The sequence below is a fragment of the Pseudomonas sp. GW821-FHT01D09 genome, assembly GCF_059422465.1.
Map to the genome: position 1 here is coordinate 62,264 of NZ_JBWKWY010000014.1, position 21,351 is coordinate 83,614.

The 21,351-nt window shown below is 59.1% G+C and carries 20 protein-coding genes; 16 read left to right on the forward strand and 4 right to left on the reverse strand.

The annotated features are described in order from the left end of the window. The first annotated feature begins 114 nt into the window (after positions 1 to 114). Entirely contained in the window at positions 115 to 882 is a 768-nt protein-coding gene (locus AC07W7_RS14670; protein ID WP_076962733.1) for an FCD domain-containing protein, read from the forward strand. 66 nt (positions 883 to 948) lie between these two features. Here AC07W7_RS14670 and smpB read toward each other — a convergent pair whose 3' ends face one another. Continuing rightward, positions 949 to 1,431 carry an SsrA-binding protein SmpB gene (gene smpB / locus AC07W7_RS14675; protein WP_029299012.1) on the reverse strand — a complete coding sequence of 161 codons (483 nt, stop codon included), beginning with the start codon at positions 1,429 to 1,431 and terminating at the stop codon, positions 949 to 951. Between the two features lie 168 nt (positions 1,432 to 1,599). Here smpB and AC07W7_RS14680 point away from each other — a divergent pair, with 168 nt between their 5' ends. Further along, positions 1,600 to 2,034 carry a type II toxin-antitoxin system RatA family toxin gene (locus tag AC07W7_RS14680; RefSeq protein WP_032862891.1) on the forward strand — a complete coding sequence of 145 codons (435 nt, stop codon included), beginning with the start codon at positions 1,600 to 1,602 and terminating at the stop codon, positions 2,032 to 2,034. Next, positions 2,027 to 2,341, forward strand: a complete 315-nt coding sequence (locus AC07W7_RS14685; RefSeq protein WP_169866376.1) for an RnfH family protein — start codon at positions 2,027 to 2,029, stop codon at positions 2,339 to 2,341. The genes AC07W7_RS14680 and AC07W7_RS14685 overlap by 8 nt, the downstream gene beginning before the upstream one ends. Before the next feature lie 61 nt (positions 2,342 to 2,402). Here AC07W7_RS14685 and AC07W7_RS14690 read toward each other — a convergent pair whose 3' ends face one another. Beyond that, complete coding sequence (locus AC07W7_RS14690; protein WP_076962734.1) at positions 2,403 to 2,930, reverse strand: outer membrane protein assembly factor BamE; 528 nt, start codon at positions 2,928 to 2,930, stop codon at positions 2,403 to 2,405. Positions 2,931 to 3,028: 98 nt separating this feature from the next. Between AC07W7_RS14690 and fur the strand changes: the two genes are divergently transcribed. Beyond that, entirely contained in the window at positions 3,029 to 3,433 is a 405-nt protein-coding gene (fur, locus tag AC07W7_RS14695; RefSeq protein ID WP_010562662.1) for a ferric iron uptake transcriptional regulator, read from the forward strand. 95 nt (positions 3,434 to 3,528) lie between these two features. On the opposite strand, the gene recN is transcribed toward fur, so the two are convergent. Next, positions 3,529 to 5,202, reverse strand: a complete 1,674-nt coding sequence (gene recN, locus AC07W7_RS14700) for a DNA repair protein RecN (protein ID WP_169866377.1) — start codon at positions 5,200 to 5,202, stop codon at positions 3,529 to 3,531. 232 nt (positions 5,203 to 5,434) lie between these two features. Between recN and grpE the strand changes: the two genes are divergently transcribed. The 8 genes from grpE (at position 5,435) to AC07W7_RS14740 (ending at position 15,911) form a co-directional block, all read left to right on the forward strand. Further along, positions 5,435 to 6,004 carry a nucleotide exchange factor GrpE gene (gene grpE, locus AC07W7_RS14705; RefSeq protein WP_038445951.1) on the forward strand — a complete coding sequence of 190 codons (570 nt, stop codon included), beginning with the start codon at positions 5,435 to 5,437 and terminating at the stop codon, positions 6,002 to 6,004. Positions 6,005 to 6,107: 103 nt separating this feature from the next. Then, positions 6,108 to 8,024 carry a molecular chaperone DnaK gene (dnaK, locus tag AC07W7_RS14710; protein ID WP_099169412.1) on the forward strand — a complete coding sequence of 639 codons (1,917 nt, stop codon included), beginning with the start codon at positions 6,108 to 6,110 and terminating at the stop codon, positions 8,022 to 8,024. A gap of 316 nt (positions 8,025 to 8,340) precedes the next feature. Continuing rightward, on the forward strand, positions 8,341 to 9,465 hold the full coding sequence (dnaJ, locus tag AC07W7_RS14715; protein WP_076962737.1) for a molecular chaperone DnaJ: 1,125 nt from the start codon (positions 8,341 to 8,343) through the stop codon (positions 9,463 to 9,465). A gap of 10 nt (positions 9,466 to 9,475) precedes the next feature. Next, positions 9,476 to 10,282 (forward strand): 4-hydroxy-tetrahydrodipicolinate reductase, encoded by an 807-nt coding sequence (gene dapB, locus AC07W7_RS14720; RefSeq protein WP_495039583.1) that lies wholly within the window; start codon positions 9,476 to 9,478, stop codon positions 10,280 to 10,282. Positions 10,283 to 10,541: 259 nt separating this feature from the next. After that, a complete protein-coding gene (carA, locus tag AC07W7_RS14725; RefSeq protein WP_495039584.1) occupies positions 10,542 to 11,678 on the forward strand; it encodes a glutamine-hydrolyzing carbamoyl-phosphate synthase small subunit in 1,137 nt (378 codons plus the stop codon). Between the two features lie 105 nt (positions 11,679 to 11,783). Next, positions 11,784 to 15,005: a carbamoyl-phosphate synthase large subunit gene (carB, locus tag AC07W7_RS14730; protein ID WP_169866378.1), complete on the forward strand. Its 3,222-nt coding sequence runs from the start codon at positions 11,784 to 11,786 to the stop codon at positions 15,003 to 15,005. Next, entirely contained in the window at positions 15,002 to 15,478 is a 477-nt protein-coding gene (greA, locus tag AC07W7_RS14735; protein ID WP_032862903.1) for a transcription elongation factor GreA, read from the forward strand. Before carB ends, greA begins: the two co-directional genes overlap by 4 nt. Positions 15,479 to 15,506: 28 nt before the next feature. After that, positions 15,507 to 15,911, forward strand: a complete 405-nt coding sequence (locus AC07W7_RS14740; protein WP_076962754.1) for an MFS transporter — start codon at positions 15,507 to 15,509, stop codon at positions 15,909 to 15,911. 8 nt (positions 15,912 to 15,919) lie between these two features. Here the strand turns inward: AC07W7_RS14740 and yhbY are convergent, their stop codons facing one another. Further along, entirely contained in the window at positions 15,920 to 16,228 is a 309-nt protein-coding gene (gene yhbY, locus AC07W7_RS14745) for a ribosome assembly RNA-binding protein YhbY (protein ID WP_122681712.1), read from the reverse strand. Between the two features lie 105 nt (positions 16,229 to 16,333). Between yhbY and rlmE the strand changes: the two genes are divergently transcribed. From rlmE to glmM, 4 genes are all read left to right on the forward strand, one after another. Beyond that, on the forward strand, positions 16,334 to 16,984 hold the full coding sequence (rlmE, locus tag AC07W7_RS14750; RefSeq protein WP_032862906.1) for a 23S rRNA (uridine(2552)-2'-O)-methyltransferase RlmE: 651 nt from the start codon (positions 16,334 to 16,336) through the stop codon (positions 16,982 to 16,984). Between the two features lie 200 nt (positions 16,985 to 17,184). Further along, positions 17,185 to 19,095 carry an ATP-dependent zinc metalloprotease FtsH gene (ftsH, locus tag AC07W7_RS14755; protein WP_076962741.1) on the forward strand — a complete coding sequence of 637 codons (1,911 nt, stop codon included), beginning with the start codon at positions 17,185 to 17,187 and terminating at the stop codon, positions 19,093 to 19,095. An 8-nt stretch (positions 19,096 to 19,103) separates the two neighbouring features. After that, positions 19,104 to 19,955, forward strand: coding sequence for a dihydropteroate synthase (gene folP, locus AC07W7_RS14760; protein WP_099169415.1), 852 nt, complete (start codon positions 19,104 to 19,106; stop codon positions 19,953 to 19,955). Positions 19,956 to 19,971: 16 nt separating this feature from the next. After that, positions 19,972 to 21,309: a phosphoglucosamine mutase gene (gene glmM, locus AC07W7_RS14765; RefSeq protein ID WP_495039585.1), complete on the forward strand. Its 1,338-nt coding sequence runs from the start codon at positions 19,972 to 19,974 to the stop codon at positions 21,307 to 21,309. The last annotated feature ends 42 nt before the right edge of the window (positions 21,310 to 21,351 follow it).

The window sequence follows — 21,351 nt, forward strand, 5'->3', positions numbered from 1 at the left end:
GCTGGGCGTGGGGTCTGATCGGTGTAATCAAAGGGGTTCTGATAGGTGCCGATGGCGCGCCAATAGGCCAGAATAGAGGGCCCGGCGAGTGGCCGGGATCGTGGAGAGTCAGTTATGGCGTTTGATCAGGTGCGTCAGCGCCGTTTGTCCGACGATATTGTCGAGCAGCTTGAGGGGATGATCCTTGAGGGCACGTTGAAGTCGGGCGAGCGATTGCCAGCCGAGCGCGCACTGGCTGAACAGTTCGGTGTATCGCGCCCATCTTTACGTGAGGCGATCCAGAAACTGGCGGCCAAGGGCTTGCTGGTCAGTCGTCAGGGCGGCGGCAATTATGTGGTGGAGACGCTGGGTTCAACCTTCAGTGATCCGTTGCTGCATCTGCTGGAAAACAACCCTGAAGCCCAGCGTGATCTGCTGGAGTTTCGCCAGACGCTGGAAGCGTCTTGTGCTTATTACGCTGCGTTGCGCGCCACGGAGGTGGACCGCGAACGGCTGACTGCTGCCTTTGATGCGCTGCAGGATTGCTACACGCGTGATGATGAGGTGAGCCGTATTGAAGAAGGTGCGGCCGATGCCCGGTTTCACTTGGCTATCGCCGAGGCCAGCCATAACGCGGTATTGCTGCACACCATTCGCGGCTTGTTTGATTTGCTCAAGCGTAACGTGGTGACCAATATCGGCGGCATGTACCAGCAGCGTACCGAAACCCGGGACATGCTGATCAGCCAGCATCGGGATCTGTACCTGGCGATTATCGAAGGGCGGGCAGAACAGGCGCGCGAGGTTTCAACACGTCACCTGCTGTATGTGCAGGAAGTGTTGGAAGAGGTGCGTCAGGAAGTGCAGCGCATGGCCCGGGCGGAGCGCCGCAAGGGGATGTAGCCGGGCATTGCGGCGCAGGGAGCAGGCTCCCTGGCCTCACGGGCTCGCATCAAGGGGCGGGGAAGATCAGTCTTCCTTGCCCTTGTTGCGCACGGCACGCTGCAATTCCCGATTGGAGTCGCGCTCGCGCTCGGTATCACGCTTGTCGTATTCCTTCTTGCCCTTGCCCAGTGCGATCTCGCATTTGACCAGGTGCTTGCTCCAGTACCACGACAGGCAGACGCAGGCGTAGCCCTTCTGCTGTACGGCGGCGGCGAGCTTTTCCAGTTCGCGGGCATTGAGCAGCAGCTTGCGCGTACGCACCGGATCGGCAATCACGTGGGTGCTGGCGGTCATCAACGGCGTGATATGACTGCCGAGCAGCCAGGCCTCGCCATCCTTGAGCAGCACGTAACTGTCGACCAGTTGCAACTTGCTGGCACGCAGACTTTTTACTTCCCAGCCGGCCAGGACCAGACCAGCCTCGAACCGATGTTCGATGAAGTAATCGTGTCGCGCCTTTTTGTTCTGCGCGATGGTCCCTGTTGGGTGTTTCTTTTGTTTAGCCATAGGGGCGGCATTATAGGCAGTTGCGAGCGTGTCGGCTACGGTCAACCTGCGTGCTTGAGCGTGTTGGATGAATCCCGGACAATACCGCCAGTTTTCTGGTTTTTTTCTCTCGCGAATCGGCCTGTCTTTTCGCGATGTTTGCCGCTCAGCTTCGGAAATAACGCTCCCATGACGACGCATATTCAACGCTCGGCCCTGCTGCCTTACCCGGCGCAAGCGCTCTATGACCTGGTCAACGACGTGGCGAGCTACCCGGATTTCCTGCCCTGGTGCTCTTCATCCACGGTGCTGGAGAGCAGCGATGAGCATATGCGTGCGAGTCTTGAGGTGTCCAAGGGGGGGCTTGGCCAGAAGTTTGTGACGAGCAATGTCCTGGTCCCTGGGCGGTCGATCGAGATGAATCTGGAAGAAGGGCCGTTCACTCAACTGCACGGTGTCTGGGTCTTTAAGCCGTTGGGGGAGAAGGCGTGCAAGATCAGCCTGGACCTGACGTTTGATTATGCAGGTTCCATTGTGCGGGCGACCTTGGGGCCGCTGTTCAATCAGGCCGCGAATACCCTGGTGGATGCGTTTTGCCAGCGGGCCAAGCAACTGCATGGCTGAGTCACTGATCGAGATTGAGGTGGTTTACGCCGCGGTAGACCGTCAACGGTTGTTGAGCCTGGCGGTTGCGCCGGGTACGAGCCTGAGGGCTGCGGTGCTGGCTTCAGGCATTGCGGCGCAGTTTCCCGATGTGGATATCGCCCGTTGCCCATTGGGGATTTTCGGCAGCGTCGTGGCGGATGCTGAAACCCGTAGCGTGCAGGTCGGCGATCGCATCGAAATTTATCGGCCCTTGTTGGCGGATCCCAAAGAGGTGAGGCGCCTGCGAGCGGCAAAAGCAGCCGAAGCTCGGCGGCAACTCCCCTAGCCTGTGAAATAGCAGGCAACAAAAAGCCCGGCATGCCGGGCTTTTTGTTGAACGATGAAAATTATTGCGGGCTTGTATCCAGGGGTTCTGGCGTCGGCACCGGAACGGTTTCCACACTGTCGATGTCTTTCTGGATCGTGTCCAGCAAGGAACCTGGCTTGGCCGGCACCTCGGACTTGGGCTTTTCAGCATTCTGCGCTGGCGCAGTGACGCTGGTCCCGCTGTCCTTGCCCAGCAGGGCTTCATCGCGGCTTACGCCAGGCATGAAGTCACCGGAAAGGCTGACGAGCTGGTCGTTGCCATTGAAGATGACACTGACGCGCTCCTGTTGGCGTTCCCCGCCTCCAGGCTGCAGGCTATAGAGATAATCCCAGCGATCGGCATGGAATGTGTCGGTCAGCAGGGGATTGCCCATGATAAACCGTACTTGCCGTCGGGTCATTCCCGGGCGTAACTGGTCTATCATGTCCTGCGTGACGACATTGCCCTGCTGGATGTCGATTTTGTAAACCCCGGGGAATGAACAACCGGCGAGTGCGAGCAGTCCCACAAGGGTGAAACTGGTTAGCAAGAGCTTGGTGTTTTGCATCGGTGGGCGACTTCCACTATCTTGGCTGGGACAACGTAAACGCCGATCATACCCGTATTAAGAGAAGCTGCGAAGCAGCATCCGCGAGAAAGCTAACCATGGTTGAAAATAGCGAACTACGCAAAGCCGGTCTTAAAGTGACTCTGCCACGAGTCAAGATTCTACAAATGCTCGATTCCGCCGAGCAGCGCCACATGAGTGCCGAGGATGTCTACAAGGCGCTGATGGAGTCTAACGAGGACGTCGGCCTGGCCACGGTTTACCGTGTACTGACCCAGTTTGAAGCCGCAGGGCTGGTGGTTCGTCATAATTTCGACGGCGGTCATGCGGTTTTCGAGCTGGCTGACGGTGGTCATCACGACCACATGGTTGATCTGGATACCAATGAGGTTATCGAGTTCACCAGTCCTGCAATCGAGAAGCTCCAGCATGAGATCGCTGAGGAGCATGGATTCGATTTGGTGGACCACAACCTGGTTCTGTACATACGTAAGAAAAAGTAAGAAAGCTACGCAGATTCGTTCTGCGAAACGATCGAAGGCGACCCTAGGGTCGCCTTCGTGCTTTCTGCCGATGGAAAAAACGGGGTGGAAAGGGCTCAGGCCTTCACCGTCACCACCATTTTTTTCGCGTGGGCCAGGGACTCTTTGGTCAGGTCGATGCCGCCGAGCATGCGTGCGACTTCTTCCACCCGCTCGGTCTTGTTCAGCTTGGACACGGCTGTATGCGTCGCGTCGCTGCCCCGTACCTTATGTACAAACAGATGTTGATGCCCCTGTGCTGCCACCTGTGGCAAGTGGGTAACGGTCAGTACTTGCCCGCGCTCACCCAGGCGGCGCAACAATTGGCCGACAATTTCTGCGGTCGGCCCGCCGATCCCCACATCCACTTCGTCGAATACCAGGGTCGGTACGCGGGAGGTCTGGGCGGTAATGACCTGGATCGCCAGGCTGATCCGTGACAGTTCGCCACCAGACGCCACTTTGGCCAGTGCCTTGAGAGGTTGGCCGGGGTTGGCGCTCACTAGCAGTTCGACCTGCTCCAGGCCGTTGGGCTGCAGTTCATTGCCGCTATTGGCGTGCAACTCGATGGTGAAGCGCCCGCCCGGCATGCCCAAGCGTTGGATTTCCTGCTCCACGGCGCAAGCCAGCCCGGTTGCAGCTTGGTGCCGCAGGTCGCTCAGTTCCCGGGCCTTTTCCTGGTAATGCCGGGCAAAAGAGGCGAGTTCGTCGCCCAGGCGTTCGATGGATTCATCATTGGCATTCAGGGTTTCGATCTCGTCCAGCAGCTTTTGCTGCATGGCCGCCACTTCGGTTGGCTGGATCCGATGTTTGCGCGCCAGGGTATAAATAGTGTCGAGACGTTCTTCGATCTCTTGCAGGCGTGCCGGGTCGGCATCGAAGTGGTCAAGGAAGCGGTTCAGTTCGCCCACGGCCTCTTCTACCTGGATTTGCGCACTGGTCAGCAGGGTGGTGGCTTCACTCAGTGACCCCGAGCCGCTGTTCACGCTCGACAGGCGGTTAAGGCTGGCCGTCAGCGCATTCAGCACATTGCCGGAGTCACTTTCGCTGCATTGCTCGACCACCTGGCGACAGATGCCCAGCAGGGTTTCGGCATTGGTCAGGTTCTTGTGCTCCTGCTCCAGCTGTTCCAGCTCGGTTTCGCCCAGGCCCAGGCTTTCCAGTTCTTCCAACTGATAGCTGAGGAGTTGGTGGCGAGCGCGCTGTTCGTCGCCGGAATTGGACAGGCGCTCCAGCTCCTGGCGGGTCTGGCGCCAGCGCTGTGCAGCCAATTGCACCTGGCGCGCCAGGTCGGTGGCACCGGCGTATTCATCCAGGAGGCGGCGGTGGGTGTCGGTTTTCAGCAGGGATTGATGTTCGTGCTGGCTGTGGATGTCGATCAGCAGCTCGCCAAGGGCTTTCAGGTCGCCGAGGGGGCAGGGCGTGCCATTGATATAGCCCCGGGAGCGACCTTCGGCAGTGATTACGCGGCGCAGGATGCACGGGCCGTCGTTATCCAGGTCGCGCTCGGCAAGCCAGGCGCTGGCTTCCGGGATATCTGCCAGGTCAAAGGTCGCCAGGATATCGGCCTTGTCTGCACCGGGGCGAACCACGCCGCTGTCGGCGCGATCACCCAGGGTCAGGCCCAGGGCGTCGAGCATGATCGACTTGCCGGCGCCGGTTTCGCCTGTGATTACGCTCATCCCGCGATCCAGTTCAAGATCCAGGTGCTCGACAATGGCGTAGTTATGTACGGACAGGTGAACCAGCATGACGGCTGCTCCCGGGTTTTAGGTCTGGTTATTTATACAGTGTTTTGTTTGGTGCTGACAATCCTGCGACTTAGCTCAATTTGCTTGGATGACGGCTTTTTTTAGTGCGATGGGGAATGTGCGGGAAAGTGTGAGTCGAGGTATGTCGGCCCTTGAACCTGGAAATTGTGGCCCCATATACCGGAACAGAAGCGCGAGTTGAGTTCGTGCAGGATTTTGAAAGGAGAAAATTATGGCTGACGAACAGACGCTGGATACGCAAAACCCAGACGCCAACCAGGCCTCGCAGGCAGCGGGTGAAGACCTGGCGGCTCGTGTGCAGGTGCTCGAAGAGCAACTGGCAGGCGCTCAGGATCAGGCTTTGCGTGTTGCTGCCGATCTGCAGAACGTCCGCCGCCGCGCCGAGCAGGATGTAGAAAAGGCCCACAAGTTTGCGCTGGAGAAGTTTGCCGGTGATCTGTTGCCGATCATCGACAGCCTGGAACGCGGCCTGGAGCTGTCCAGCCCGGACGACGAAAACATCCGTGCCATGCGCGAAGGGATCGAGCTGACCCTGAAAATGTTCCAGGACACCCTCAAGCGTTATCAGTTGGAAGCCATCGATCCACAAGGCGGCGAGCCGTTCAACGCGGAGCATCACCAGGCCATGGCCATGCAGGAAAATGCTGACCTTGAGCCCAATAGCGTGTTGAAAGTGTTCCAGAAGGGCTACCAGCTCAACGGTCGCCTGTTGCGCCCGGCGATGGTGGTGGTGAGCAAGGCTCCCGCACCGGTTTCGCCGTCGATTGACGAGCAGGCTTGAAATCGTTCGTAACGACCCCATTTATAAGTCAAGCGTTTAAGTGCTACCGCAGTTAGCCACCACTGCTGCGGCAACCAAATCCAAAGTTTCGGGAGAGTGAATCATGGGCAAAATTATCGGTATCGACCTGGGGACTACCAACTCCTGCGTCTCCGTGCTGGAAAACGGCGTTTCCAAGGTGATTGAGAACGCCGAAGGCGCACGTACTACCCCTTCCATCGTGGCTTACGCCAACGATGGCGAAATCCTGGTAGGCCAGTCCGCCAAGCGTCAGGCTGTGACCAATCCGCACAACACCCTGTACGCGGTGAAGCGTTTGATCGGTCGTAAGTTTGACGAAGAAGTCGTACAGAAAGACATCAAGATGGTGCCGTACAAAATCGCCAAGGCCGACAACGGTGACGCCTGGGTTGAAGTGAACGGCCAGAAAATGTCGCCGCCGCAAATCTCGGCTGAAATCTTGAAAAAGATGAAGAAGACTGCCGAAGACTACCTCGGTGAAGCTGTGACTGAAGCGGTGATCACCGTTCCGGCCTACTTCAACGACAGCCAGCGCCAGGCGACCAAAGACGCCGGCCGCATTGCGGGCCTGGACGTAAAACGCATCATCAACGAACCTACCGCGGCCGCTCTGGCCTACGGCATGGACAAGGCCAAGGGCGACCACACCGTGATCGTTTATGACCTGGGCGGCGGTACTTTTGACGTTTCCGTGATCGAAATCGCTGAAGTCGATGGCGAGCACCAGTTTGAAGTGTTGGCGACCAACGGCGACACGTTCCTGGGCGGTGAAGACTTTGACATTCGTCTGATCGACTACCTCGTTGACGAATTCAAGAAAGAAAGCGGCATGAACCTCAAGGGTGACCCGCTGGCGATGCAGCGCCTGAAAGAAGCCGCTGAAAAAGCCAAGATCGAGCTGTCTTCGAGCAATTCGACCGACGTGAACCTGCCGTACATCACCGCAGATGCTACCGGTCCTAAGCACTTGAACGTGAAGATTTCGCGCGCCAAGCTGGAATCGCTGGTTGAAGACCTGGTTCAACGCACCATCGAACCTTGCCGCATTGCCCTGAAAGATTCGGGTATCGACGTTAGCGCGATCAACGACGTGATCCTGGTGGGCGGTCAGACCCGTATGCCGCTGGTGCAGCAGAAGGTCACCGAGTTCTTCGGTAAAGAAGCGCGTAAAGATGTGAACCCGGACGAAGCGGTTGCCATGGGTGCAGCCATCCAGGGTGCGGTATTGGCTGGCGACGTGAAAGACGTGCTGCTGCTGGACGTCAGCCCGCTGACCCTGGGTATCGAAACCATGGGCGGCGTGATGACCGCGCTGATCGAGAAAAACACCACGATTCCTACCAAGAAATCGCAAGTGTTCTCGACTGCCGATGACAACCAGGGCGCAGTGACCATTCACGTGCTGCAGGGTGAGCGTAAGCAGGCTGCGCAGAACAAGTCTTTGGGCAAGTTCGACCTGGCCGAGATTCCACCAGCACCACGTGGCGTGCCACAGATTGAAGTGACCTTCGACATCGACGCCAACGGCATTCTGCACGTAGGCGCCAAGGACAAGGCCACCGGCAAGACCCAGTCGATCGTGATCAAGGCCAACTCCGGCCTGTCCGAGGAAGAAATTCAGCAGATGATCAACGATGCTGAAAAGAACGCCGAGGAAGATCGCAAGTTTGAAGAACTGGCCGCTGCCCGCAACCAGGGTGATGCACTGGTTCACTCGACACGCAAAATGATCGCGGATGCTGGCGATAAAGTGACGGCTGAAGAGAAGGCCGCAATCGAAGCCGCCGTGGTTGCCCTGGAAGCCGCCGTTAAAGGCGATGACAAGGCCACCATCGAAGCCAAGGTTGAGGAACTGTCGAAAGTCTCCGCGCCAGTGGCTCAGAAAATGTACGCCGAGCAAGGCCAGCCAGCTGACGGTGCTGCGCAACAGGCAGAACCTGAAGCCAAGCACGACGACGTTGTCGATGCCGAGTTTGAAGACGTTACAGACAAGAAGTAAGTTGGTCGCCCGGTTGACCGCTATCAAGCGGTGACTGGTAGGATGTCGCCGCGCGGGAGCTTGCTCCCGCGTTGGCGTGTCTGGGGTACGGGAATTTTTACAGCATGCGACAAGGTTCGGATGCTGGCGGTGTGATCGGGAATGCTCCTGCTTTGCGATCGACAGTCACCGCGTTTTTAGCTGGGTCTCGGCTGAAAGCAGTAAAGACCAGGATCGTTGAATTTGACGTGAGTTGGGTCCGGGCCTGTATTGGGGCTCAACGAGTTTGGCAGGCTCAGGAGGGTTTTGCCGGACGTCCTTAAGAGTGCAAAGACTTATGGCAAAGCGTGACTATTACGAAGTGTTGGGTGTGGAGCGCGGCTCCAGCGAGGCGGACCTGAAGAAGGCCTACCGTCGCCTGGCGATGAAGCACCACCCGGACCGTAACCCGGATAACAAAGAATCCGAGGAAATGTTCAAAGAGGCCAATGAGGCCTACGAATGCTTGTGTGACCCGAACAAGCGTGCAGCCTACGACCAGTATGGCCATGCCGGTGTCGATCCGAGCATGGGGGGTGGCGGTGCCGGCTTTGGCGGGCAGAATTTCTCCGATATCTTCGGCGATGTATTCAGCGACTTCTTTGGTGGCGGTCGCGGCGGTCAGCGCGGCGGTGCCCAGCGTGGCAGCGACTTGCGCTACACCCTGGAGCTGAACCTGGAAGAAGCCGTGCGCGGCACCAGCGTCAATATCCGCGTGCCGACGCTGGTCAACTGCAAGCCTTGCGACGGTTCGGGTGCCAAGAAGGGCTCTTCGCCGATCACTTGCCCGACCTGTGGCGGTATCGGCCAGGTGCGCATGCAGCAGGGCTTCTTCTCGGTGCAGCAGACCTGCCCGCGTTGCCATGGCCAGGGCAAGATCATTTCCGATCCGTGCGATTCCTGCCATGGCGAGGGGCGTGTCGAAGAGTACAAGACCTTGTCGGTGAAAGTGCCGGCGGGTGTCGATACCGGCGACCGCATCCGGTTGTCGGGCGAGGGCGAGGCGGGTACGCAGGGTGGCCCGACGGGCGACCTGTACGTGGTGATCAATGTGCGCGAGCACTCGATCTTCCAGCGCGACGGCAAGCACCTGTTCTGCGAAGTGCCGATCAGCTTTGTCGATGCGGCCCTGGGCGGCGAGTTGGAGATTCCGACTCTCGATGGTCGGGTCAAGCTGAAGATCCCTGAGGGGACGCAGACCGGCAAGCAGTTCCGGATCCGTGGCAAAGGTGTTGCACCGGTGCGTGGCGGCGGTGCGGGCGACTTGATGTGCCGTGTGGCCGTCGAGACCCCGGTCAACCTGGATCGTCGCCAGCGTGAGTTGCTCGAAGAGTTGCGCAGTTCGCTGGACGGTGATGGCTCCCATTCACCCAAGACCGCTGGTTGGTTTGAAGGCGTGAAGCGCTTCTTCGGCGACCTGTAAGGACCTGGATATGCGACGTATAGCAGTGATGGGCGCCGCCGGGCGCATGGGCAAGAACCTGGTGGAGGCGGTGCAGCAGCGCTCGCCTCTGTCGGGCCTGACGGCGGCGATCGTACGCCCGGGCAGTACGCTGATCGGCGCCGATGTGGGTGAGTTGGCCTCGTTGGGGCGCATCGGTGTGGCGTTGTCCGGCAGCCTGGAGCAAGTGGTTGAAGAGTTCGATGTGTTGATCGACTTCACCCTGCCAGACGTGATGCTGAAAAACTTGGCGTTCTGCCGCAAAGCGGGCAAGGCCATGGTGATTGGCACCACCGGCCTGAGTGCCGAGCAGAAGCAATTGCTCGTCGCGGCGGGCCAGGATATTCCTATCGTGTTTGCCGCCAACTTCAGTGTGGGCGTCAACCTGTCGCTGAAGTTGCTCGACATGGCGGCGCGGGTGCTGGGTGATGAGGCGGATATCGAGATCATCGAGGCCCATCACCGGCACAAGGTCGATGCGCCATCGGGGACGGCCATGCGTATGGGGGAAGTGATTGCCGATGCCTTGGGGCGCGACCTGTCGAAAGTCGCGGTGTATGGCCGCGAAGGTCATACCGGCGCGCGCGAGCGTGAAACCATTGGCTTTGCTACCGTGCGCGGCGGTGACGTGGTGGGCGACCACACGGTGCTGTTTGCTGCCGAAGGTGAGCGCCTGGAGATTGCCCACAAGGCCTCCAGCCGCATGACCTTCGCCAAGGGCGCAGTGCGCGCCGCATTGTGGCTGGAGGGCCGCGAAGCGGGCCTCTATGACATGCAAGACGTGCTGGATCTGCGTTAATCAGTAGCAAAAACGGGCCCTGGGTATTACTCTAGGGCCCCGTTTTTACCCGCTAAGCGACGTCCTGTCGCATTCTCCTGCCTTTTAGGCTCTTTAGCGGTGGACCAAAATAGCCTTTTTCTGTAAGCTACAGCTTTAGTGTGTCCACTAAAAGCGCGCAGAATAATTCAGTGAAGAAGCGGGGTGACGTGTCCATACGTCACTCCGCTTTTTTACAACCTGCGATCGCCCTTTCAGGCTTTATTTACGGGAGGTCTTCTTGACTAAGCCAGCCATACTCGCCCTTGCTGATGGCAGCATTTTTCGCGGCGAAGCCATTGGAGCCGACGGTCAGACCGTTGGAGAGGTGGTGTTCAACACTGCCATGACCGGCTATCAGGAAATCCTTACCGATCCTTCCTACGCCCAGCAGATCGTTACCCTGACCTATCCGCACATCGGCAACACCGGTACTACGCCGGAAGACGTCGAGTCTGATCGTGTCTGGTCGGCCGGTCTGGTGATTCGTGACCTGCCACTGGTTGCGAGCAACTGGCGTAACACGATGTCGCTGTCCGATTACCTGAAAGCCAACAATGTGGTGGCGATTGCCGGTATCGATACGCGTCGCCTCACGCGCATCCTGCGGGAAAAAGGCTCGCAGAACGGCTGCATCATGGTGGGTGACAATATTAGCGAAGACGCGGCGATTGCTGCAGCGCAGGGCTTCCCCGGCCTGAAAGGCATGGACCTGGCTAAAGTCGTCAGCACCAAAGAGCAGTACGAATGGCGCTCCACTGTCTGGGACTTGAAGACCGACAGCCACGCGACTATTGAAGCCAGTGAGCTGCCTTACCATGTGGTCGCTTATGACTACGGCGTGAAGTACAACATCCTGCGTATGCTGGTCGAGCGCGGTTGCCGCGTGACCGTGGTGCCGGCGCAAACTCCGGCCGCCGACGTACTTGCCCTGCAACCGGATGGTGTGTTCCTGTCCAACGGCCCGGGTGACCCTGAGCCATGCGACTACGCGATCAAAGCCATCAAGGGCGTGCTGGACACCGAGATCCCGGTGTTCGGTATCTGCCTCGGTCACCAGCTGCTGGCCCTGGCCTCCGGCGCCAAGACCCTGAAAATGGGTCATGGCCATCACGGTGCCAACCATCCGGTACAAGACCTGGACACGGGCGTGGTGATGATCACCAGCCAGAACCACGGTTTTGCGGTGGATGAAGCCACCTTGCCGGCCAACGTGCGCGCCATTCACAAATCGCTGTTCGACGGTTCCCTGCAGGGTATCGAGCGCACCGACAAGAGCGCGTTCAGCTTCCAGGGCCACCCTGAAGCGAGCCCGGGCCCGAACGACGTAGCGCCGCTGTTCGACCGCTTCATCAATGAGATGGCCAAGCGACGCTGACTGAGTGGCTTGCGGGCGGCCCCGAATCTCGGTGGCCCCCGCAGGCTCTTCAAAGATTGTTCAAGACGGCTTGCCGACTGACCTGCGGATTTGAGTGACAAACCCATGCCAAAACGTACAGACATAAAAAGCATCCTGATTCTCGGCGCTGGCCCGATCGTTATCGGCCAGGCCTGCGAATTCGACTACTCCGGCGCCCAGGCCTGCAAGGCCCTGCGCGAAGAGGGTTACCGCGTCATCCTGGTGAACTCCAACCCGGCCACCATCATGACCGACCCGGACATGGCCGACGCCACCTACATCGAACCGATCAAATGGCAGACCGTTGCCAAGATCATCGAGAAAGAGCGTCCGGACGCACTGCTGCCGACCATGGGTGGCCAGACTGCATTGAACTGCGCCCTGGACCTGGAGCGCGAAGGCGTCCTGGAAAAGTTTGGCGTAGAAATGATCGGCGCCAATGCCGACACCATCGACAAGGCTGAAGACCGTTCGCGTTTCGACAAGGCCATGAAGTCGATCGGCCTCGATTGCCCGCGCTCGGGTATCGCCCACAGTATGGAAGAGGCCAACGCGGTTCTCGAAAAACTGGGCTTCCCGTGCATTATCCGTCCGTCCTTCACCATGGGCGGCACCGGCGGTGGTATCGCTTACAACCGTGAAGAGTTCGAGGAAATCTGCGCGCGCGGTCTGGATCTGTCGCCGACCAAAGAGCTGCTGATCGACGAATCCCTGATCGGCTGGAAAGAGTACGAGATGGAAGTTGTCCGCGATAAAAAGGACAACTGCATCATCGTCTGCTCGATCGAAAACTTCGACCCGATGGGCGTGCACACCGGTGACTCGATCACCGTGGCTCCTGCGCAAACCCTGACGGACAAGGAATACCAGATCATGCGTAACGCCTCGTTGGCGGTACTGCGTGAGATCGGCGTTGAAACCGGCGGTTCCAACGTTCAGTTCGGTATCTGCCCGGACACCGGCCGCATGGTCGTGATCGAGATGAATCCGCGTGTATCGCGTTCTTCGGCGCTGGCATCAAAAGCTACCGGCTTCCCGATTGCACGCATCGCTGCCAAGCTGGCGATCGGTTACACCTTGGACGAGCTGCAAAACGAAATCACTGGCGGTGCTACGCCGGCGTCCTTCGAGCCGTCGATCGACTACGTCGTCACTAAGCTGCCACGCTTCGCTTTCGAGAAGTTCCCGAAAGCCGACGCCCGCCTGACCACTCAGATGAAGTCGGTCGGTGAAGTCATGGCCATCGGCCGGACCTTCCAGGAGTCCCTGCAGAAAGCCCTGCGCGGCCTGGAAGTGGGCGTTTGCGGCCTGGACGAGAAACTCGACCTGAGCAACCCGGAAAGCATGAGCATCCTCAAGCGCGAGCTGACGGTGCCGGGCGCCGAGCGTATCTGGTACGTGGCTGATGCCTTCCGCGCGGGCATGACCGTCGAAGACATCTTCGGCATGAACATGATTGATCCGTGGTTCCTGGTGCAGATCGAAGATCTGATCAAGGAAGAAGAGAAGGTCAAGACCCTGGGTCTTTCCTCGATCGACCGCGACCTGATGTTCCGCCTCAAGCGCAAAGGCTTCTCCGACCAGCGTCTGGCCAAGCTGCTGGGCGTGACCGAGAAAAACCTGCGCACCCACCGCCACAAGCTGGATATCTTCCCGGTCTACAAGCGCGTTGACACGTGCGCCGCAGAGTTCGCCACCGACACCGCGTACCTGTACTCCACCTACGAGCAAGAGTGCGAAGCCGCGCCGTCGGGCCGCGACAAGATCATCATCCTCGGCGGTGGTCCAAACCGTATCGGCCAGGGTATCGAGTTCGACTACTGCTGCGTACACGCCGCCCTCGCCCTGCGCGAAGACGGGTACGAGACCATCATGGTCAACTGCAACCCGGAAACTGTTTCCACTGACTACGACACTTCCGACCGCCTGTACTTCGAGCCGGTAACCCTGGAAGACGTGCTGGAAATCTGTCGCGTCGAGAAGCCAAAAGGCGTGATCGTGCAGTACGGCGGGCAAACCCCGCTGAAACTGGCGCGTGCCCTGGAAGCGGCCGGCGTGCCGATCATCGGTACCAGCCCTGACGCCATCGACCGTGCCGAAGACCGTGAGCGCTTCCAGCAAATGGTCGAGCGCCTGAACCTGCGCCAGCCGCCAAACGCTACCGTGCGCAGCGAAGACGAAGCCATCCGTGCAGCCAGCAAGATCGGCTACCCGCTGGTGGTGCGTCCGTCCTACGTGCTGGGCGGCCGGGCGATGGAGATCGTCTACGAAGAAGACGAACTCAAGCGCTACCTGCGTGATGCGGTGAAAGTGTCCAACGACAGCCCGGTGCTGCTGGACCACTTCCTCAACTGCGCCATCGAGATGGACGTGGATGCGGTCTGCGACGGCACCGACGTGGTGATCGGCGCGATCATGCAGCACATCGAGCAGGCGGGTGTTCACTCCGGCGACTCCGCGTGCTCCCTGCCGCCGTACTCGCTGCCGCTGCACATCCAGGATGAGATGCGCGAGCAGGTCAAGAAAATGGCCCTGGAACTGGGTGTGGTCGGCCTGATGAACGTACAGTTGGCGCTGCAAGGCGAAGACATCTACGTCATCGAAGTCAACCCACGTGCTTCGCGTACCGTACCGTTTGTTTCCAAGTGCATCGGCGTGTCCCTGGCGATGATTGCCGCCCGTGTGATGGCCGGTAAGACCTTGAAGGAAATCGGCTTCACCAAGGAAATTATTCCGAACTTCTACAGTGTGAAAGAGGCGGTGTTCCCATTCGCCAAATTCCCTGGCGTGGACCCGATCCTGGGCCCGGAGATGAAGTCCACCGGTGAAGTGATGGGCGTGGGCGATACCTTCGGTGAAGCATTCGCCAAGGCCCAGATGGGCGCCAGCGAAGTGCTGCCGACCGGCGGTACTGCGTTTATCAGCGTGCGTGATGATGACAAGCCGCTGGTTGCAGGTGTGGCCCGTGATCTGATCAACTTGGGCTTTGAAGTCGTGGCCACTGCCGGGACCGCCAAGCTGATTGAAGCGGCTGGCCTGAAAGTGCGTCGCGTGAACAAGGTAACGGAAGGCCGTCCACACGTGGTCGATATGATCAAGAATGACGAAGTCACCCTGATCATCAACACCACTGAAGGTCGTCAGTCGATCGCGGACTCCTACTCCATTCGTCGTAACGCTTTGCAGCACAAGATCTACTGCACCACCACCATTGCTGCTGGCGAAGCCATCTGTGAAGCGCTCAAGTTCGGTCCGGAAAAGACCGTGCGTCGCTTGCAGGATCTACACGCAGGATTGAAGGCATGATCAAATACCCTATGACTGTCCAGGGCGCCAAGGCCCTGGAAGAGGAGCACGCTCACCTGACCAAGGTCGTACGTCCAAAGCTGAGCCAGGACATCGGTACGGCCCGTGAGTTGGGTGACTTGAAGGAAAACGCCGAATACCACGCTGCCCGTGAGCAGCAGGGTATGGTCGAGGCGCGGATCCGTGATATCGAGGGGCGCATGCAGAATGCGGTGATCATCGATGTCACGACCATCCCCAAGACCGGCAAGGTGATTTTCGGCACGACGGTGGAAATCGCCAACGTCGAGACGGATGAAAGCGTGACTTACCACATCGTGGGTGAGGACGAGGCTGACTTCAAGCTCGGCAAGATCTCCGTCGGTTCGCCGCTGGCCCGCGCCTTGATCGCCAAGGAAGAAGGGGATGTGGTGGCCGTCAAGACGCCGGGTGGCGTGATCGAGTACGAGATTGTCGAAGTTCGTCACATCTGAACGGCGGCGCCCGCTTCGCGTGGGCGCCGTGCTTTGGCAGCTGGCCCAGATGCTCTGGGTCGGCGGGCTGTGGCTGTTGCATCTGGGTGTATTGCCGGTGCTGGGCATGATTGGCCTGGCCCCGTTGCTGATCGATGAGATCGGCGGATTATTGAGTGCGCTGCTGGTGGGATTTGCGGCGGCGTGCGTGACGCTCCAGGCATTGGTGCTGGTCAAGGCCGAAGGCTTGGGAAGTTTGTGGCGGGATATGCGTGGGCAACTGCTGTTGATGGCGCTGTATGCGTGCGCAATGTATTGCGTGGTACGCATGCTGCTGCCGGAAGCGTTGCGCTGGCAGCTGTTCAGCTATCTTGTGCTAGGGTTTTCTGGCTTGGTGCTGGTGGTACAGCCGGCGCCGGGATGGAGTGGCGGGGCGCGCGAAGCACGCCCGTGACCCTTGAATCATTTGAAGCGATGAACGTTCGACAGTTGCTTGTTGGCGCTGAAATTCTTGCGATACAGCAGCGCCATCTTGCCGATGACCTGAACCAGGTCCGCCTTGCCCGCCTTGCACAGTTCTGCAATGGCGGCCAGGCGTGCTTCGCGATCAAGGATGTTGACCTTGATCTTGATCAGCTCGTGATCGCCTAATGCGCGTTCAAGTTCGGCTAACACACCTTCAGTCAAACCGTTGTCTGCCACAATCAGAACTGGTTTCAGATGGTGGCCAATGGATTTGTACTGTTTCTTCTGCTCTTGAGTGAGCGGCATAATCTGACCCCTGCGTCTGATCTTGTAAAAAGCGGCGGCCAGTTTACCCGAGCGAGTCCGGGACCGCCCAGTTAATCACGACCCGTTTTATTTTCGAGGTGGCCTGTGGCCCGTTCCAAAACTAGCCTTAAGTGGCTGCAAGAGCATTTCAACGATCCTTACGTCAAAAAGGCGCAGAAGGACGGCTATCGTTCACGGGCCAGTTATAAGCTGCTGGAGATCCAGGACAAGGACAAGTTGATCCGCCCGGGCATGAGCGTTATTGACCTGGGTGCCGCCCCGGGTGGTTGGTCCCAGGTGACCAGTCGTCTGATTGGTGGGCAGGGGCGTCTGATCGCGTCCGACATCCTGGAAATGGACAGTATCCCGGATGTGACCTTTGTTCATGGTGACTTCACCCAGGACGCCGTACTTGCGCAGATCCTTGAGGCGGTAGGAAATTCGCAAGTAGACCTTGTGATTTCCGACATGGCCCCCAATATGAGTGGATTACCGGCCGTCGATATGCCGCGCGCGATGTTCCTCTGTGAATTGGCGCTGGATTTGGCAGGTCGGGTTTTGCGTCCGGGTGGAGATTTCCTTGTGAAGGTCTTCCAGGGCGAAGGTTTTGACGAGTACCACAAGAACATTCGCAAGTTGTTCGACAAGGTGCAGACGCGCAAGCCTGACTCCTCCCGGGACAGATCCAGGGAGCAGTATTTGTTGTGCCGCGGCTTCCGCGGTGTCGAGGGCGCTGCGAGCGAAGAGCGTTTTTGAGAAATTCGAGGTAGGCGATAGGTTTTTTTAAATCGCTTTCGTCACGAAGCTTTACGAATATTGTGTAGTCAAAGTTTCACAAAGGGTTACAGACGGCGCCTGCCAGAGTTGTAGGTAATGTAGTAAGTTAGGCCGGTGAATATCATGCGAAGCGCGCGCCAGTAGCGGAGCTTGCTTCAGAGGGTAGTTAATTGAACGATATGGCAAAGAATCTGATCCTGTGGTTGATCATCGCGGCTGTCCTGGTGACGGTGATGAACAACTTCTCCAGCCCTAACGAGCCGCAGACCCTCAACTATTCCGACTTCATCCAGCAAGTTAAGGATGGCAAGGTCGAGCGCGTGGCGGTTGATGGCTACGTGATCACCGGCAAGCGCACTGATGGCGACAGCTTCAAGACCATTCGTCCGGCGATCCAGGACAACGGTCTGATCGGCGACTTGGTGGACAACAAGGTGGTCGTCGAGGGCAAGCAGCCTGAGCAACAGAGCATCTGGACCCAGCTCCTGGTGGCCAGTTTCCCGATCCTGGTGATTATTGCCGTGTTCATGTTCTTCATGCGCCAGATGCAAGGCGGTGCGGGGGGCAAGGGCGGGCCGATGAGCTTCGGCAAGAGCAAGGCACGCCTGCTTTCCGAAGATCAGGTCAAGACCACCCTGGCTGACGTTGCCGGTTGCGACGAAGCCAAGGAAGAAGTCGGCGAACTGGTCGAGTTCCTGCGTGATCCGGGCAAGTTCCAGCGCCTGGGTGGTCGTATTCCTCGCGGTGTACTGATGGTTGGTCCTCCGGGTACTGGTAAAACCTTGCTGGCCAAGGCGATTGCCGGCGAAGCCAAGGTGCCGTTCTTCACCATTTCCGGTTCCGACTTCGTCGAGATGTTCGTCGGCGTGGGTGCCAGCCGTGTGCGTGACATGTTCGAGCAGGCCAAGAAGCACGCGCCGTGCATCATCTTTATCGACGAAATCGACGCCGTTGGTCGCCATCGTGGTGCTGGCATGGGCGGTGGTCACGACGAGCGTGAGCAGACTCTCAACCAGTTGCTGGTGGAGATGGACGGCTTTGAAATGAACGACGGCATCATCGTGATTGCCGCCACCAACCGTCCTGACGTACTTGACCCGGCGCTGCTGCGTCCGGGTCGTTTCGACCGCCAGGTGGTGGTGGGCTTGCCAGATATTCGTGGCCGTGAGCAGATTCTCAAGGTCCATATGCGCAAAGTGCCAATGGGCGATGACGTGGCTCCAGGCGTGATTGCCCGTGGGACCCCTGGGTTCTCCGGTGCCGACCTGGCCAACCTGGTGAACGAGGCCTCGCTGTTCGCGGCCCGTACCGGTAAGCGTATTGTCGAGATGAAGGAATTCGAGCTGGCCAAGGACAAGATCATGATGGGCGCCGAGCGCAAATCCATGGTTATGTCCGAGAAAGAGAAGCAGAACACCGCTTACCACGAAGCTGGTCATGCCATTGTCGGTCGCGTCGTGCCTGAGCATGACCCGGTCTACAAGGTGTCGATCATTCCGCGTGGCCGGGCGCTGGGTGTCACCATGTTCCTGCCGGAAGAGGATCGCTACAGCCTCTCCAAGCGCGCCCTGATCAGCCAGATCTGCTCGCTGTACGGCGGCCGTATCGCTGAAGAGATGACCCTGGGCTTTGACGGTGTGACCACCGGTGCTTCCAACGACATCATGCGTGCCAGCCAGATTGCCCGGAATATGGTCACCAAGTGGGGGCTGTCGGAAAAGCTCGGGCCGCTGATGTATGCCGAGGAAGAAGGCGAAGTGTTCCTGGGGCGTGGCGGTGGCGGTCAAGGTGCCAGCTTCTCTGGCGAGACGGCCAAGCTGATCGACTCTGAAGTGCGCAGCATCATTGACCAGTGCTACGGCACGGCCAAGCAGATCCTTACCGATAACCGTGACAAGCTCGACGCCATGGCTGACGCCTTGATGAAGTACGAGACCATCGATGCCGAGCAGATCGACGACATCATGGCTGGCCGTACGCCTCGCGAGCCTCGTGATTGGGAAGGCGGTTCGGGTACTTCAGGCACGCCGCCTGTGGTACAGAACGAACGCCCGGAAACCCCAATCGGCGGCCCGGCTGCCGACCTTTAAGGCTTGAAATGACTTCTGTGTTGCCCTCTACCCGGTTGCCTTGCGGCAGCCGGGTTCTTGATTTGGCCCGTACTCACGTTATGGGCATTCTTAATATCACCCCTGACTCCTTTTCTGACGGTGGTCGCTTCAGCCAGCGGGATGCGGCCATGCGCCATGCCCAAGCGATGGTGGCTGCGGGTGCGACCATCATCGATGTCGGTGGCGAATCGACCCGGCCTGGCGCGCGTGCTGTTTCCCCGTTGGAGGAGATGGAGCGTGTTGCACCGATTGTCGAGCGGATCCACCGTGAGCTGGATGTCATCATTTCGGTAGACACCTCGACGCCGGCTGTCATGCGCGAAACAGCGCGGCTTGGGGCCGGGTTGATCAACGACGTGCGCTCACTGCAGCGCGACGGTGCGCTGGATGCTGCCGCGGCCACCGGGTTGCCTGTGTGCCTGATGCATATGCTCGGCGAGCCGGGGACGATGCAGGACGCTCCGCACTACGACAACCTGGTTGAAGACGTGACGGAATTTCTTGCAGGGCGCATGGCCCAATGCGCCGCGGCGGGAATCGCGCCTGAGCGGATCATCCTGGATCCGGGGTTTGGTTTTGCCAAGACCCTGCAGCACAACCTAAGCCTGTTCAAACATATGGAATCGCTGCATGCCCTTGGTCGCCCCCTGTTGGTTGGGGTGTCGCGCAAGAGCATGATAGGCATGGCCCTGAATCGTCCCGTGGGTGAGCGCCTGCATGGCGGCCTGGCCCTGGCGGCGCTGGCCGTTGCCAAGGGCGCGCGCATTCTGCGGGTGCATGATGTGGCCGAGACGGTTGACGTCGTACGGATGATCGAAGCGGTAGAATCAGCCGAATAAGAATGATGGAGCACTTATGACTAAAAAATATTTTGGCACCGACGGTATTCGTGGTCGGGTCGGCGAGTTCCCGATCACTCCAGACTTTATGCTCAAGCTGGGCTGGGCGGCCGGCATGGCCTTCCGCAGCATGGGTGCATGCCGCATCCTGGTCGGCAAGGACACGCGGATTTCAGGCTATATGTTCGAGTCTGCGCTGGAGGCGGGCCTTTCCGCTGCCGGGGCGGATGTGATGTTGCTGGGGCCGATGCCGACGCCGGCGATCGCTTACCTGACGCGTACCTTTCACGCTGAAGCCGGTATTGTGATCAGCGCTTCGCACAATCCCCATGATGACAATGGCATCAAGTTCTTCTCGGGCCAGGGCACCAAGCTGCCGGACGCGATCGAACACATGATCGAAGAGCTGCTGGATGCGCCGATGACGGTCGTCGAGTCGAGCAAGCTGGGCAAGGTTTCGCGGATCAACGACGCTTCGGGGCGTTATATCGAGTTTTGCAAAAGCAGCGTGCCTACCAGCACCAATTTTGCCGGGCTCAAGGTGGTCATCGACTGTGCCCACGGCGCGACCTACAAGGTTGCCCCCAGCGTGTTCAAGGAACTGGGCGCCGAGGTGACCGTGCTGTCGGCCCAGCCCAATGGCCTGAACATCAACGATAACTGCGGTTCGACCCATATGGGGCAATTGCAGGCAGCGGTATTGGCCGAGCACGCGGACCTGGGTATTGCCTTCGATGGCGACGGTGACCGGGTGCTGATGGTCGATCATACCGGTGCCATCGTCGACGGTGACGACCTGTTGTTCATCATTGCCCGCGACCTGCATGAGCGCAACAAACTGCAAGGCGGTGTCGTCGGCACCCTGATGAGCAACCTGGGGCTGGAGCTGGCCCTGGCCGACCTGGGCATTCCGTTCGTGCGCGCCAATGTGGGCGACCGCTACGTGATTGCCGAGCTGCTGGAGCGTAACTGGCAGATAGGCGGTGAGAATTCGGGGCATGTCGTGTGCTTCCAGCATACGACTACCGGTGATGCGATCATCGCGGCGCTGCAGGTGCTGTTGGCCCTGCGCCGCCGTGAAGAAAGCCTGGCCCAGACACGCCAGGCACTGCGCAAGTGCCCGCAGGTGTTGCTCAATGTACGTTTCTCGGGGGGTGAAAACCCTATCGAGCACCCGGCGATCAAGGAAGCCTGTGAGCGCGTGACCGTCGCCATGGCGGGGCGTGGCCGGGTCTTGCTGCGCAAGTCGGGAACCGAGCCTTTGGTGCGCGTGATGGTCGAAGGCGACGACGAAACACAGGTTCGCGGCTATGCCGAAGAGCTGGCAAAACTGGTAACTGAAGTTTGCGCCTGAATTCGGCTTGCCAGTGATGATGTGGTTGGGTAACATCTGCGC